Source organism: Paenibacillus glycanilyticus (assembly GCF_030161375.1).
Lineage (GTDB): Bacteria > Bacillota > Bacilli > Paenibacillales > Paenibacillaceae > Pristimantibacillus > Pristimantibacillus glycanilyticus_B.
The window spans coordinates 251854-267182 of the sequence record NZ_BSSQ01000019.1 but is presented as its reverse complement, the minus strand read 5'-3'; the positions used below and the strand labels follow the sequence as shown (position 1 = coordinate 267182).

General features: G+C 48.8%; 15 protein-coding genes. 3 read left to right on the top strand and 12 right to left on the bottom strand.

Annotated features, from left to right (window positions below; genetic code table 11):
* Positions 1-107 precede the first annotated feature (107 nt).
* Positions 108-1211 (top strand): N-acetylmuramoyl-L-alanine amidase, encoded by a 1104-nt coding sequence (locus QQK89_RS25185; protein WP_284241473.1) that lies wholly within the window; start codon positions 108-110, stop codon positions 1209-1211.
* Positions 1212-1306: 95 nt separating this feature from the next.
* On the opposite strand, the gene QQK89_RS25180 is transcribed toward QQK89_RS25185, so the two are convergent.
* From QQK89_RS25180 to QQK89_RS25140, 9 genes are all read right to left on the bottom strand, one after another.
* Complete coding sequence (locus QQK89_RS25180; RefSeq protein WP_284241472.1) at positions 1307-1627, bottom strand: NIPSNAP family protein; 321 nt, start codon at positions 1625-1627, stop codon at positions 1307-1309.
* Between the two features lie 34 nt (positions 1628-1661).
* The gene (locus QQK89_RS25175) at positions 1662-2963 is read right to left on the bottom strand and encodes an ankyrin repeat domain-containing protein (protein WP_284241471.1); all 1302 of its coding nucleotides are present in this window, start codon (positions 2961-2963) and stop codon (positions 1662-1664) included.
* Positions 2964-3126: 163 nt separating this feature from the next.
* On the bottom strand, positions 3127-3720 hold the full coding sequence (locus QQK89_RS25170; protein ID WP_284241470.1) for a YjgB family protein: 594 nt from the start codon (positions 3718-3720) through the stop codon (positions 3127-3129).
* Positions 3721-3850: 130 nt separating this feature from the next.
* Entirely contained in the window at positions 3851-4408 is a 558-nt protein-coding gene (locus QQK89_RS25165) for a hypothetical protein (protein WP_284241469.1), read from the bottom strand.
* A gap of 27 nt (positions 4409-4435) precedes the next feature.
* Entirely contained in the window at positions 4436-5506 is a 1071-nt protein-coding gene (locus QQK89_RS25160; protein ID WP_284241468.1) for an SGNH/GDSL hydrolase family protein, read from the bottom strand.
* Between the two features lie 24 nt (positions 5507-5530).
* Positions 5531-7123 carry an MBOAT family O-acyltransferase gene (locus QQK89_RS25155; RefSeq protein ID WP_284241467.1) on the bottom strand — a complete coding sequence of 531 codons (1593 nt, stop codon included), beginning with the start codon at positions 7121-7123 and terminating at the stop codon, positions 5531-5533.
* A gap of 9 nt (positions 7124-7132) precedes the next feature.
* Positions 7133-7363 carry a phosphopantetheine-binding protein gene (locus QQK89_RS25150; RefSeq protein ID WP_284241466.1) on the bottom strand — a complete coding sequence of 77 codons (231 nt, stop codon included), beginning with the start codon at positions 7361-7363 and terminating at the stop codon, positions 7133-7135.
* Entirely contained in the window at positions 7356-8885 is a 1530-nt protein-coding gene (locus tag QQK89_RS25145) for an amino acid adenylation domain-containing protein (RefSeq protein ID WP_284241465.1), read from the bottom strand. Before QQK89_RS25145 ends, QQK89_RS25150 begins: the two co-directional genes overlap by 8 nt.
* A 20-nt stretch (positions 8886-8905) precedes the next feature.
* Positions 8906-9841, bottom strand: a complete 936-nt coding sequence (locus tag QQK89_RS25140; protein WP_284241464.1) for an immunoglobulin-like domain-containing protein — start codon at positions 9839-9841, stop codon at positions 8906-8908.
* Positions 9842-9965: 124 nt separating this feature from the next.
* Here QQK89_RS25140 and QQK89_RS25135 point away from each other — a divergent pair, with 124 nt between their 5' ends.
* Positions 9966-10715, top strand: a complete 750-nt coding sequence (locus tag QQK89_RS25135) for an aspartate/glutamate racemase family protein (protein WP_284241462.1) — start codon at positions 9966-9968, stop codon at positions 10713-10715.
* Here the strand turns inward: QQK89_RS25135 and QQK89_RS25130 are convergent.
* The 3 genes from QQK89_RS25130 to QQK89_RS25120 form a co-directional block, all read right to left on the bottom strand.
* The gene (locus QQK89_RS25130; RefSeq protein WP_284241461.1) at positions 10687-11415 is read right to left on the bottom strand and encodes an aspartate/glutamate racemase family protein; all 729 of its coding nucleotides are present in this window, start codon (positions 11413-11415) and stop codon (positions 10687-10689) included. The two genes, QQK89_RS25135 and QQK89_RS25130, sit on opposite strands and share 29 nt — an antisense overlap.
* Before the next feature lie 255 nt (positions 11416-11670).
* On the bottom strand, positions 11671-12906 hold the full coding sequence (locus QQK89_RS25125) for an amidohydrolase family protein (RefSeq protein WP_284241460.1): 1236 nt from the start codon (positions 12904-12906) through the stop codon (positions 11671-11673).
* Entirely contained in the window at positions 12903-14159 is a 1257-nt protein-coding gene (locus QQK89_RS25120) for an amidohydrolase (RefSeq protein ID WP_284241459.1), read from the bottom strand. The genes QQK89_RS25125 and QQK89_RS25120 overlap by 4 nt, the downstream gene beginning before the upstream one ends.
* 186 nt (positions 14160-14345) lie before the next feature.
* Here QQK89_RS25120 and QQK89_RS25115 point away from each other — a divergent pair, with 186 nt between their 5' ends.
* Positions 14346-15278, top strand: coding sequence for a LysR family transcriptional regulator (locus tag QQK89_RS25115; RefSeq protein WP_284241458.1), 933 nt, complete (start codon positions 14346-14348; stop codon positions 15276-15278).
* The last annotated feature ends 51 nt before the right edge of the window (positions 15279-15329 follow it).

Here is a 15329-nt window from a genome sequence, read left to right as displayed (position 1 = left end):
TGGGCCTAAATAGCCAATTAGCCTACTTTATATAGGTCTGCACAAATCTAGCAATTTCAGCTATAATAGTGAACCAAACACATCCTATGAATATGAAGGAGACTTATATGAACAAAATTGTATACCTGACAATTTTGCTCTGTGGGATTAGTATTTTTGGTTCTATACCAAACCCTGCGGAAGCAAGCGGTAGTTATACGGCCAAGGTATATGCCGACTCATTGAATGTCCGCAGTGAACCATCGCTCGAATCGTTGCTCGTAGGCGGTTTAAAGAAAGGCGACATTGTCACCGTTTCTGCTGAAGAGTATGGTTGGCTGCGCATCAAGTCGGACCGCGTCTCCGGTTGGGCGGCAGGACAATATATGAAGAAAGTCGATGGTAATGTCGTTACGGCATCGGCGACTGTTCAACATGACAACGTATCGGCCAGTACAGCCAACAGGGCGACTGTGTTAACCGATATGCTTAGGTTAAGGGCAGGTGCCGGATTAGATCATAAGATTCTGGGATTTCTATCAAAGGGTGAAATTGTTACGGTAATAGACAACCTGGATGGATGGGCACGGGTCCAAACTCAAGATAAGCAACTCGGCTGGGTATCGGATCGTTATATCGAGACAGGCGAAACACATACGGCGGTGGTTTCATCGGGGCAATCGAAGAGCCTTAAGGGGAGAGTAATCGTCATCGACCCCGGTCACGGCGGAGACGATCCCGGAATGATAGGAACTACATATGAAACGCTTGAGAAAAATCTTAATTTGAGCACTTCCTCCTACTTAGAGGATGAGCTTCTAAGCCGCGGAGCGCGCGTCATCATGACAAGAACGAGCAATGAAGAGAAGCCAAAGCTTGCCGATAGGGTCAAAATAAGCGAATCCGCCGGCGCGGACGCATTCGTCAGCATCCATTATAACTCTTCGGAGAAAAACACTTCCGGCATACTTACCTTCTATTATTCGGATTCAAAAGATCAGCCATTGGCCCGCGCGATTGAAAACAGGCTTGCGGACGGCATCGGCTTGAAGAGCAATGGGATTTCATACGGCAATTTTCACGTTTTGAGGGAAAATGATACCGTATCCTCACTCATAGAACTCGGTTTCTTGTCCAACGCAAAAGATGAATCCATCGTCCGCGCCTCCGACTACCAGAGAAAAGCAGCCAAAGCCATTGCGAATGGACTGGAGGATTACTTCAGCAAGTAATGGATTGTTTCGTTAATCCCCCTTAGTGGCTAAGGGGGATTTTTTATGTCGCCTAGTCATTGCTGCCATCTTGTTATGGCGCTGCTCTACTCGCTTCAGTCCTTGAAAAATTCAGCTTGATTCATAAAATATTCTTCGATTTTTTCGACTATGAGCCCTCCGTTTTCTTCCGAATCGCGCTTTACTTGAATCCATTCGCTGTCTTTCTTAAACTGCTCCCATAACCTTTGGCGCTGCGCCATATCCTGAAATTCCATCACATAATACAGTTTGTTTTGGCCTGTTGCATCGATCCAGAAATTCACGACCTTCATTCCAAGTCTGGCAAAAATTTTTAAAGTATGCTCATTAAATCTGTTTTGAATGGCGTCCATTCGACCTTTGTAAATCGTATAGATTCGCAACTCGTATACCATGTTATTTCCTCCCTAAACGAATCTAATTGTTGCTTTACTTCGATGCTCCATGACGAATAAGAACCTGTTTCACATGCTCGCTACCTGCTGCTTGAGTTGGAGGTTTAGCTCCTGCTTGGACGAGGCTTTCCGCAACCTCGGCATAATTCCCTTCAGGATTTAGAATATGTAGCGATCCCCATATACAACTGTTCAGTGGAGTTGCTCCAAATTCATTTAGAACATCCTGGGAGGCGCCATGTTCTATGAGCAGCCGGACAATCTTATCATTGCCTTGTCCCGCGGCATGATGAAGGGCTGTCGCAGAACGTTCGCTTCGGCGAGCATCGACAAGAAAGCCAACTTCAAGCATGAGTTGAACGGCTTCCGTATGATTATTCCATGCCGCATCCGAAATGATACTCTGCTCTTCCGGCTGAAGAGATTGGACAATACCCGGATGTTCCTTCAATATACTATCGACGGCTTCTCGATCTGCCCGCATACAGGCAAGCAGCAATCTCTGCTCATCAGAACTGTAGGACAACATAAGTTCTGTCATTTCTTCATGACCTAGCCGCTCCGCGTAATAGAGTGGTCTCATAGCTCTGCCGATATTGTATTCATAAATATGACCGCCTGGAGCGGTGAAATCTCCTTTCCCGACCTGTACCTGCAACGAGTTCGGATCTTCCTTCAACATACGGCGGACAAGCTCGATATCCCCTAGCTTACACGCCATAAACATATCCGTTTGCGCACCGCGTTGCACGAGAAGCCTGCACCGCTCCAGGTTGTTCACGGCATATTGAGCGGGAGTACCGTTGTGGTCTATATCTCGCTTATCAATATCGGCACCGTGATTCAGCAGGAAATCGATGATCTCCTGAGAACCGGCATAATGCAAAGGAACCTGTCCATCAGGTCCACGCAGATTGACGATGTCCGGTTCCTCTTCTACCATTAACTGAAGAATATCCAGCATTCCCAGCGCAGCCGCAGCATGCGGATCCACAATGGCTCCCCTTTCGATAAGATAACGGGATAAGTCGTAATGATCATGGTGCAGGACGCCGAAGCCTCCCGCCCACCAGCTGCTCTTGGCATTGATATTCGCCCCGTACTCCAGCAATACGTCAACCATCTTCCGGTCTCCCCTATTTGCAGCACTTACAATTGCAGGCGTATCAAAAGCAAACCAAGGTTCATCGATCTTAACGGCCAGCAACGGATGCAGTTGCAGTAATCGCTCTACAGCTTCCGGGTCGTTGCCGCTAACGCCTTGTTTAAATTGTTCAATGATACTTCTGTCTAGCTCATCGCCTGAAATCACCAAATGGTTCTTCTTATCGGTCAATTTGATTATTCCTCCTTGTATGCTAGTTTGGGGCTTGTATAAAAAATACTTTAAAAATAGTCCATACTATCTTCGATGATTATTCTTCCAATACCTTTAACGAAACGGCCTTGATCCTATGAAACTCAGGAACAAGGCCGCTAATTGGTTTATATGATGTGGCTTACTTAATAGTTTTGTTCACAAGGTTAATATGGTTTAAACCATTTCCGCTTACGCCATCAAAGATGAATTCAAGTTGATAGTTACCGCGAACATAGGTAATTTTCTTTTGCGTGGTTTTGCCCGATTTAATCAGGACGGACTCATCAGGAGTACCCCAGTGTTGAGTAAGCATCTTGACGGTGATTCCCCCCAAGTTGGTTTCCCGCTCAACATTTGTTCCGAAATAGCGCATTTCCTTGATTTTCCCTAATTTATAGCTAATTGCATACCCAGGGTGTCCCATTTCAGCGTGATAAACATCGAAGTCGTCAGAATCCTTCGCAGGAGATTCTGCTTCTCCAATCGCTTTGATAACCGACTGATGGGTAGTTGAACCAATCGTAAACCCGTGGAAATTAGGGAACTGGCCTTTAAGGGCTGGCTTATAGAAGCTCATCAGCGTTTGGTAAGCTTTGGCATGCGCATCATCGACAGGAGCTGCGCTTTGAGCAGCAACAACAGGGGATGGGATAGTTCCAACGGCAGTCAAAGCTAAAGTTCCAGCTGCTACTGTTACCACTGCAATTATTTTTATGGATTTATACAATTTCATTATTTTCTACCTCCTCGGGATATCGGGGGTGTTCCCCGTTCAAGTTGCATTAGCTTTGACGCATGTACACCTCCGTTTGTTGCAGGCAATTTGTGGTGTACAAAAACTTTATTATTGGATACGGATTTGATCAGATTTTGGCCAAGTACTCGATTGAGGTCACTTGATCGTTTTCAATGACGAACCGCAATTGGGATTTGCCTTGATCATAGACGTACAAATTCAAGTTGTTGGTGAACTTGTCGCCGTAAGCTTTGATTACGTCGCTTTTCTTGTTGAACAAGGTGACGCCTTCCTTGGTGGCCACCGTATCGTCGAACAGTATGACGGATGCAATATAATCGATGCCGTCTTTCTCGTAGGCATATACGTCGAAGCTGCTGTATTGGTAAATTTTATTAAGTCCCGGAAAAGCGCAGGCTTGCGATTCGAAATAACTTTGCGGCGTTCCCAATTGCTTCAAGATCGGCGTCGCTTCGGCATGCATCGGAATCGCGATGCCGTTTGCCTCAAACACGAAGCTGTCACCGCTTGTTTGTTCAGGCATCACGGAAGCAGCCGGCAAAGTAGCGCCATCTTCCGTCTGCGTCAACGCATTTGGCGACGGGGCCCCTTCCTCCGCCGGTTTGTTCCCGCAACCGGATAACGCCAATAGCAAAGCGATCAACCCTATACTTGCTTTTTTCAACGTAAACACTCCTTTACTCAATTGTTATCACGTTTCCACTTTATAGCGTTTCAGGTATCCGTATTTGGCGAGTTCGTCCAATTGATCCTGCTTCATCCGATCGTAGAAGTCGATTTTCTTTTGCCAGATCCCACTCCACGTCTCGTCCGTACGATGATCTTGCAAACCGTACGTATCCGCCAGGAATGCCCCGAAGTACGATGCCAGCTTTTCCGCTCCGTATACGTTCAAGTGCAATCCCGCGTCATAAGTATCCGTCTGCAGGTCGATTCCGGCGTCGTTCATGTTCTTCAGAAGATTGATGTAGGTTAAATCGTGGGCCGCGGCATATTGCTCCATCTGGGTATCCCACTCGTCGTACCAATGCGGGTAGATCGTAGGCGCTTTGACTAATACGAGCTCAATTCCGTTTTTCTTGCACAATTCCGTCAACCGATCCAAGTAACTGTAGGCGTTGGAACCGAAGCGGTAATCGGGCAACCTCGGCGCTCTCGGAACTCTCCCCGCCGGCTTCACGTCTGCTCTCATATAATACCCATTGTGGAACAACTTCTCCTTGTCGAATAAGTTCGTGAAGTCGTCTTGGTTTAATTGATCCCATCTGGAATGAAAACGCAATAATGGCGCAAGGTAATCGACGAGATGCTCGCCTCTCAGCATGGACGCTTGAATGCTCTTCAGCTTGATTGGCGAGAGTTCCATCCCATCCAGCGTCATTCGGTTATACTCTTCTTTTTGCGGTTCATTGTACTGCATTGCGAGAACGTTATAGACGACAACTTTTGGTTTCTCGTATTTCAGCGTCTCCTCCAGCAAATAGTACGACTGCCAGATCAACTGCTGCGCGCTGCCGCGGATATAGCTCGTAATCCCGTATTTCTCCCACAGCGTGACCGGCGAGAAATTCTCGTACACTTCACAATCCCCGAGGAAAATGACGTCGAAATCCTTGCGGCTGTCTTTGTAATATTCGCCGATGAGCGAACCCTCGACGATGCCGGATACGTATTTGGGCATCAGCAGGCGTTGCAGCATATACAACGAGCCGAAGAGCAGAACGATCGCGACCACTCCGATAATAAGCTTCTTCCGTACCAATATCCCCTCATCCCTCCATAGAAATTAGAACTGATTATAAATGAATTGCTTCGCGTCATAACCGACGCCGTAAGCGCCGAAGACGAGGATCGAGAGGATCAGCATGCCGTAAAGCGAATACCTTACGCCGATAGGCTGCGCTTCTATCTTCTCTCTCACGCTTCCGCTTCTTTGAAGCAAGCTGACGATTCCAACGACCGTTAGACTCGACAGTATCAAGACGTAGTGGCTAAACGAGATGCCCAGATGAAGCAACGAACCGTCGAATAAGATTTGATAATTGAAGGCCGTGAACATGGACCCGAACATCCTGAACGTCAGCGGCACGTCCATATAACAGTCGAACAACCGGATCGCACTCATCAAGAGCAGCGTCCTAACGACTTGGAAAAAGCGGAATCCGAACGTATGCTTTACTTTGAACTTCTCATGGAACCATTCGTAGAACGGCTCCAGTTCTTGCGAGATAAGAATGATGACGCCGTTGGCCAGTCCCCATGCGATGAAGTTCCAGCTGGAGCCGTGCCAGATGCCTGTGGCGAACCAGGTAGTTAGTGTCGCTAGATACACGGGCGCTCGTTTGCCGATCGCGTTGCCGAACCGCCGGCGGGAGAACTTCGACAGGGCAAGCATCGGCTTCGAGACGGACATCGGGAAGAAAACGTAATCCCGGAACCAAGCGCCCATCGAAATATGCCACCTGCGCCAGTAATCCGTAATCGACTTGGCGAAATACGGTCTAAGGAAATTCTCCTGAACCTTGATGCCGAGCACCTGGGCAATCCCGATCGTAATATCGATACCCCCGGAAAAGTCAGCCAACAATTGATACGCATATAACAACATGCCTACCAACACAAACGCACCATTATAATGATCGGGATCTTCGAAAATCGTGCGAACGGCGACTATCAGTTGATCGGCGATGACCAGCTTTTTGAATAATCCCCATGCGATTCTTTGCAAGCCGAACTTTACGTTGCGGCCGTCGAAGTCGTGCGGGCCGTACAACGTCTTGCCTAATTGATCGAATCGGCTAATCGGTCCTTGTATGACTTCGGGGAAAAAGGAAACGAACAGCGCAAACTTGAACAGATTGCGCTCCGGCGGAAATTTGCCCCTATAGACGTCGATCAGGTAAGCCGCGCTCTTGAACGTATAGAACGAAATGCCAAGCGGAACGGCGATTGTCCAGAAGGAAATGCCGTCTTCACTTCCGAAAGCCCGGGCGATAAGATTGATATTTGCGATTGCGAAATCGCTGTATTTGACGCAAGCAAGAATGCCTAAGGCCACGAACAAGGCGAGAAGCATCGGGATTCGTTTTCTTGCTTTCATCTTGGATTTGTATTCGTTGATCTGAGGCTTGGTCCATTCCTGTTTATGTTCCCGCAAATGCGCGGATTCGGTCTGCGCCAAGTCGCCGATTCGGCGTCCGGCATAATAAACGCTAACTGTCGTCGCCGCGATATAAGCAAGAAATTGGAGCCCCGATAACGCATAGAACAAATAGCTGGCGCCAAGAAGCAATACCCATTGGAATTTTCTCGGAATGATGTAATAAACGACAAACAAGACAACGAGAAAGAGAATGAAACCGTATGAGGTGAAAAGCATGGTCTCCCCCTATAAATCGTCGGATAGTCTGGAGATTAGCGCATACAACGCTTGGGCGGAATTGAAGTTATCCGGCGTAATTTCCTCTACGGGAATCGTCACGCCGAACTCGGCGTCGATCTCCGCAAGCAGCGTGACGATGTCGAATGAATCCAATACTTTATCCTTGATTAACGTATCGCATTGGCGAAAATCGATATCAGGATGCATATCCTCCAATATTTTCAATAACTCATCCATGTGCATAACTTCCTTTCTTGACGAAAGCTTCATTGAGGTACACGCGATCGATCTTTCCGTTCGTTGTGAGCGGCATCGAGTCAAGCGGTTCAATCCGATTGGGAATCATATACTTCGGCAGCAGGAGCTTCAGTCCCTTAACGATCGATCTGGCGTCCGTGTCGCCTACGAAGAATAAGACAATCTTCTCCGTGGTTTTGTCGTATACGCAGCATGCGCTTTGGATGCCTTCCAGCCGATTGACGTTTGCCTCGATTTCTCCCAGCTCGATGCGATACCCCATATGTTTGATTTGGTAATCTTTGCGAGAGACGAACATCAGCTCGCCATGCTCGTTGTATTTGCCCAAATCCCCCGTCCGGTAAATCAGTTCGGGATAGAGGCCGTTCAGCGGATTTTGCACGAACACTTCGCTTGTCTTCTCGAAATCCCCGTAATAACCTAGCGTCAGGCATGTGCCCCGAATACAAATTTCTCCGACTTCCCCGGGAGCGACTTGACGATCGTCTGGACCAAGCAAGAGGATTTCGGTATTCCGAAACGGCCTGCCGACCGGTAGAATCTCTTGTTCCCCAAGCGCCCTTTCCACCTTGTAATAACACGACATGCCGGTCGCTTCGGTAGGTCCGTATAAGTTATAGAAATTCGCTTTAGGCAATGCGCTTCTCCACAGATTGAATTGTTTCACCGGGAATACTTCGCTGCCGAAAGCGACGGTGTGCAGATATTGCGGAACCAGCTTGTCCAGCACTTTGAAGGAAGAGATCATCGTTAATGCCGATACAACCCAGCATACGGTGTTTATGCGGTGCTCGTTCAGGAACTCTACCAATTTGAGGGGGAACATGAACAAGCTTTTCGGGATGATATAGGTCGTCGCTCCAAATTTCAAGGTCGGAAATAGTTCCTTAAAGCAAGCATCGAGATAGAGCGGCGTTTGGTTCCCGAATACCGTATCTCCGCTAAGCGATAATACGTCGGATAAGTTTTCGATATAATCGATGACCGATCTATGGTTGGCGATGATGCCCTTCGGAACGCCCGTTGAGCCGGACGTGAAGACGACGTACACAGGATCCGTGTCCAAGGCGGAAAGGCGTATTCGGGTTAATGCTCCGTCGTCGACAGGACCTTGTATCAAGTCGTCGAACAGATGAATGCCCCCTTGAAAACCGATGGCATCGGCGGTTTGCTTCGTCGACTCGTCGCAGATGATCGCGCTTGGATTTATCTTCCGAATGATCGTCTCGATACGGTTGCGGGGCATCTCATCGTCGAGCGGTACGTAGAAATTGCCACTGTAGATGACGCCATAATAAGCCGCGATCGCTTTTGGACTCCTGTTCATGAATACGACAATAGGTTGCTTTTGCAAATTGAGGCTGTTCAGAAACGTGCCAACCGCTCTGGATTGCCCGTACACTTCTTGGAACGTAAGGCCGAATTCGTCGTTCGCGTAAGCGATTTTGTCCGGTACTCTCCGTACCGTATGTTCTAAATACTCCATGACGTTGAACTGCATTGGCAACCATGCCCCCCTTCTTATTTGAGATACTTGCTTCTTTCTTTGAGCGGTTTGGTCGGCGTTGCGGGATGTTTTCTCTTATCGTATAGATAGTAGTTCTTAAATTGCTTATTGAATAATGCCAGCTCTGCGTCCGTAAGCAGGAATGTCGTATTCTTTTTGATCGTGGGAGTCGTATCGAAGTGATACCAGACGCCTTCAACTTTGACTAAACTCCAGTAATGTTTCGATTTTCTGCCTTTGTCCCGGATCACGGTTTGCGTTTCGAAGCCGCTTCGCTCCATCAGCTTCCTTGCGGTGGCATAGTAGACAAAGCAATCGCCCGTACCTTGTTTAAACCCTTGAAGCGCGCCTTTTCGCCAATCGGTGTGGCTGGAACTGTCGACATAGCCAATGTTGTACTTCGTCCATTTGAAGATCGCCCATAACTTGTCGACTTCCGTCATGTCTTTCGTCAAGATCTTGGCCAGTACGGTGTCCGCCAGTTTATCCAGTTCGTCTTCGTTGACGGGACTTGCAGGCTTTACCTTGACCGTTACCGTTGCTTCCGCTTGGGTAGCGTTGCCTGCGGCGTCCTTAGCCGTGTACGTAATCGTGTAAACGCCAACTTTCTTCAAGTTAACGCCGCCCGTGTCTACGCCCAACGAGACGTTAGTATCATGATTATCCTTAACGATTACGCCGGTCTTGTAGGAAACGCGGTCTCCGATAAAGACGGTTAAATTTTTGATTCCCGTGATTTGGGGCGGCTCCGTGTCAGCCTTGGTGTCCGGCGTAGCAGCAGATGCGGCAGTCGGCACAGCAGTTGGCGTTTCAGTCGATGTGGCAGCCGGATTGGAATCCGCCGATGTCCGGTCGATAGAAGTCCAAATAACTACCCCCGCTATAAGAGCAATGGCAAATCCAAAGATCACCTTGATACGTCTAGTGCGTCTAGTTCGTTTTGTGCGCATGCGGTAACCCCATTCCTGTCGAAACTTTACGAATAATTTCAAATCATTTCACTATACTATAGCCAAAACCGGATTTTGGAATTCAAAAATTAACTTGTTCATACAAAATAAGGTGAAAATAATCGTGCAAAATAAGGTAGAAATGATGAAGCGACACCAATTAGGCGTGATCGGCGGGATGGGACCAAAGGCGACATCCGTTTTTTTCGACAGAGTTATTGAATTGACCAAAGCAGAAGCCGATCAAGACCATATCGACATGATTATTTTGAATCATGCGTCATTGCCGGACCGTACGAACTCGATCTTTGAGCGGAAAGACGAGCAATTCCTTCGGCTGATCCAAGCGGACATCGCGCTGCTCGAGCATGCGGATGTGCCGAACATCGTGATGCCTTGCAATACGGCGCACCGTTTCTTCGACGACATTCAAGCCATGACGGCTATTCCGATAGTGAACATGGTAAGAGAAACGGTTGAAGAATTGCTCGCGAAACATAAAGCCAATCGTAAAATCGGCATTCTCGCGACCGACGCCACCCTTCAAACCGACATTTACTCGGATGTCCTGCGGCAATACGGCCTTGAGCCGTTTATCCCGAGCCCGAGCATGCAACAAAGCATCATGAGCATCATCTATGATGATATTAAGAAAAACGGATATTCGGATGCTCGCGTGCTTGAAGGTATTGTGACGGAAATGCTCGAGCGGGAAAAATGCGACGGCGTTGTTCTTGCGTGCACGGAATTGTCGTGCATTGAATTAAGCGAATCCGTGCGCCCTTACTGTATCGATGCCTTGGACGTGCTTGTGCATCGGTCCATTATGTTGTCCGGCGGTACAATCAAGCTCCCGCGCGCCGAGACGTTTTAACTCTTTTGCCTGAACGAAGAATCGATTGCTCTACGAGTACATCCATAGCATCTATGCAATATCGTTTAATGTTCTGGCGCAATGGTATGCTTGATAATTCCGTGCAAGCAATGACGACGCAGTCACAACCGAAATCGCTAAGCAGATGCTCGATGATCACCTCGATTTCCGCTGGTTTAACGTGTTGATTTTTCTTCAGTTTCTTATAAATGATACTCATGATACGTTGCTGTACTTCTTCATCCGGCTTGTATAGTTGAAGTTTCAACTTTTCACATTCTTTGCTGTATATCCCGTTATGCAAGGTTCCATCAGTCGCCAATATCCCCACTCTGCTGCCTGTACCAAACTTATCCGCCACAAGCTTAAGGGTCTCGGTAACCATATTAATAATCGGAATCGTGGTCATTTCCTGCATCTCGTCATAAAAGCAATGCGCGGTGTTGCATGGTATTGCAATATTAGACACGCCGGCATGATGAAGGAGAGCTATATCTTTAGCTATTTGATCTATGAATAGATCGCCTTCCTTCTTTCGAAGAGCATCGGTCCGGTCAGGAAGACTCGTATGATTGAGAATAATCATATTAATGTGATTCTGATCCATATCCGCACTCGTTTTGTTTATTATTTTTTCAAAAAAAACCGAGGTAGCTTTGGGACCCATTCCCCCGATAATACCTAAGCTCCCATGTTCCATCTTCGTTCACCCACTTAGCCTCAGCCATTTCGCTTTAGTACCGTTAAGAGCACTAAACTAATCTTGCAAAAAACATATCTCAAAAATATATACAAGTTGTAACATAGTTGTAACAACCGAATGGTTAAGGTACATGTTTTCACGCGGCAAAAAAAAGCACCAAACGAACAAGGAGCGTCTCCTTGTTCGTTTGGTGCTTTAGTTTATGGTGACGGCGGCAGAACGCACGCCGGTATCTCCAAAGAATACGAATGTTTACTGTTCAAGCAGACTCTTCAACGAGCCGGAAACGACTGCGCCTCCGAATAATACCGCTTTGCGCTCTGCCCGCCGTGCTACCGCTTCCGGGGAGCAGCTGGCTTGCACGAAGACGGCGTCGGCCTTATCGCCAACCGCAGGCCACACTCGCTTGCCATTGGCGTCAAGCGGAATCGTCCCTCCTGTGATGAAGCCGAGAGACTCCGCGAGCGAACGTTCGTCAACAAACCGGTATAACTCGGCGAGCATGCCTGCCTTCTCCAGGCAATCCCCGATGCCAAACGGCGACCAATGATCGGTGATGCTGTCATTGACTAACTCTACTTGGACTCCCTTGGCATTCAGCATCGGAATCGGCATGATCAAGTTGCCGAACGGTACCGTCGAAGTGATGGAAATCCCTAATTCAGCAAACCGCTGCGCCAGTTCATCGGCAGCTTCGCTCGCGCCCGCAAAGCCGAACGCGTGGCTTACGGTTACCTTGCCTTGCCAACCCGCCTGCTCCGTAAGATCGGCAAGCCGGTGCATTGTGGTCAAACCGGGTTCGCCGCGGTCGTGAATATGGATGTCGACTCCCGCATTCGTTTGAACGGCGATGTCCATGATCGTCTGCAGCGATTTCTCGATATTCTCGTCGACGGTTGCCGGGTCCACTCCTCCGACATGGGTAGCACCTTGGTTCATCGCTTCCCGTACCAGCTCGATAGCATTGGAGCGAAGAAGTCCATGCTGGGGAAACGCAACGATCTCATGCGTCATTTTGCCCGCGAATGTCTCAAACGCCAGCATCGTTGCCTCCAAGTTCTTCATGCCGACGATCGGGTCGATGTTGCAGTGGGTCCTGACATGGGTAGAGCCGAAGCCAAGCAGCATGCCGAGCATGCTTTCCGCCCGTTGCCTAGCCGTCGGCAGCAGCTTCGGCAGAAGCTCGCGTTCTTCTTCGAACCTTCCGAAAATGCTGGATACGGGACGAACCGCTTTCCATGGGCCGCCGTAATAGGTTTTATCGATATGGATGTGCATTTCCTTGAAAGCAGGCAGCATCAGTAGCCCTGCGGCATCAAGCTGCGGAAGCCCGTCGCTTGGTCGATTGCCGGAGATTATTGCCGCGATTTGGCCATCCTCCACGCGGATATGACAGATTTCCGTATCGGTTCCGACGATGGCATCGTCTTCATAGCGGTAACCGCATTCCAAGCGAACGTCGATCAGCCAGTAAGCCGAATATTTCATGTCGTCACCTTCTCTCTAAGCGATCCTGAAACGATCGTTCCTTTATACATGACTGCCGGGCGTTTCGCTCTTCTGGCGACCGCTTCCGCCGAGCAGCTCGCTTCCGCGAATACGATGCTAGCTTCGTCCCCCGGCTTCGGCCATGCTTGTCTCCCATCAGGATCAAGCAGCGTTCGACCTCCCGTTATCAAAGGAATTGTACCCGCCAGCGCTTGCTCCGTGTTATATCCAAACCTTTGTGCCAAGCGGCCCGCCCGCTCGAGGATGTCGCCGTTGCCGAATGGCGACCACGAATCGAAAATATTGTCGCAGCCGACAGCAACCGGCACGCCTTTCGCGCGAAGGAATGGAACAGGCGGAATCATTCGCCCCAGCGGGACGCTCGTGATGATCGTGATGCCAAGATCAGCCAATAGCTGCGCCGTCTCGTCCGCTTCCCGGCCTTCCATATCACCCAGCGCGAATGCGTGGCTGATCGATACCCGGCCTTGCCAGCCGGCCTCTTCCGTCAATTGCGCCAATCGCTTGATCGTCGCAAGACCGATGCTTCCGCCGTCGTGCAGATGCAGATCGACATCCGCGTCCGCCTCCACGGCCAGCTCCATCATCTGCTGCAGCGATCTTTCCATGTCGCCGTCCACGGTCGCCGGATCCACGCCGCCAATCAATCCGCAGCCCCTGGCCAGCGCCTCCCTGACAAGGCCGGCGGATTGTGTCCGAAGAAGCCCATGCTGCGGAAAAGCGACGATTTCGACGGACAGCTTGCCCTCGAAGTCGGCAATCGCTTCCTGAATGGCCTCCAAATGACGAAGCCCTACCTCGGGGTAAATGTCGACATGCGTGCGCACATGCGTCGAGCCCGCCTGAAGCAACGTATCAAGCAGCCTCTCGGCTCGTTGTTTCATAGATGTTGCCAACTCGGGCAGCGTGTTCTTCTCGATCTCGAAACGTTCGAATAGGGTCGATGCCGGACGAACCGGCCGCCAACGGTCGCCAAGCAGCGTTTTATCCAGATGGCAATGCTTCTCGATGAAGGACGGCAAAGCGAGAAGTCCGCGCGCGTCAACAGTCGATTCCGTTTCGCCTTGTTTTGCTTCATGCGGCATCTCGCCGCTTGCGGCTTTAATATCGGCAATCGTGCCGTTCTCGATCAACAAATCATATAAACCCGTGGTCGTCCCCGTAACGAAGCCATTTTCTTTCGTAAGCCCGTTTTCCAATCGGACATTCTTCAACCAATACGTTTCATGCATGCTCCCTCACCTCTCCGTACGTATTCATTCTGCCTGAGTCAGTTCCGCTTGCAGCAATATCCGCTCGATCCCACCTTCCTACAACGTTTGATATAAATATGCTACCATGAGTAAAACTAAACGAAAAATATATATATAATTAGTTTCACTTAACTTTTTCATATAGGAAAAGGAGCCGTTTCGCACATGGACATTAGACAACTTCGGTATTTTATAGCGATTGTGGAGGAAAAGAGCATTTCAGCCGCCGCGCGAAGACTATTTCTCTCGCAACCGCCAATAAGCCAGCTATTGAAAGCATTGGAAGATGAACTTGGGGCAAAACTGGTGGAAAGAAGCGGAAAGTATTTAGAGGTTACGGAAGCCGGAAAAGCCTTGTATAAATATGCGTTGCAAATGGATCAGTTAATGGAAGAAGCGAAAGCGGAAGTGAAGGAAGTCGGAAACGGAGTAAACGGAAGACTGGCCATAGGCGTTAATACGTTTTCGGTTGCGGATTTACCCGAAATCCTGCTCCATTTTCAAAGGCAATACCCAAAGGTCACCTATAAAATACAGCAAAACGAGTCCGCGCAGCTCTGTCGATTAGTCAAAGACCGCGAAGTCGAACTAGCCTTCATTCGATTACCGCTCGGGTTGGATGAATTTTCGGTGCTGCATCTCTATGCCGAACCGTTTTATTTGATCTCGTCAAAGAAACAGAAATTGTTCGAAAATGAAGTATCGCTTGCAGACGTTCAAAACCATCCGCTCCTACTGCCAAGCACGCAGGGATTAGGCGTGCATTATTTGATTTTGGAGGCATTTTCCCGCCTTCAAATGCGCCCCAACCTTGTTGGCGAATGTTCCGACATTGCGCTCTTGATGGATTTGGTGTCATCCGGATTCAGCGTGTCGATCGTGCCGGAAACGCTGCTTAAAAGATACAAAGGATATGCAATTCATGCGCACAAAATAACCGACTCGCCTCTCATGACGGCCCCGGTCGGTTTAATATGGCTGAAGAATCACCTTTTATCCAAGACGGCGCAAAACTTTATTCAGTTCATTCAAAAGGATCTAAACACCCTTTTCCTACATGATTTAGTTGCTAAAACGCAAAAAAATGATACTATGTAATGATGGGTAAAAGACTTACAATCAACTAAACAATATAAACGCTGCATAAGA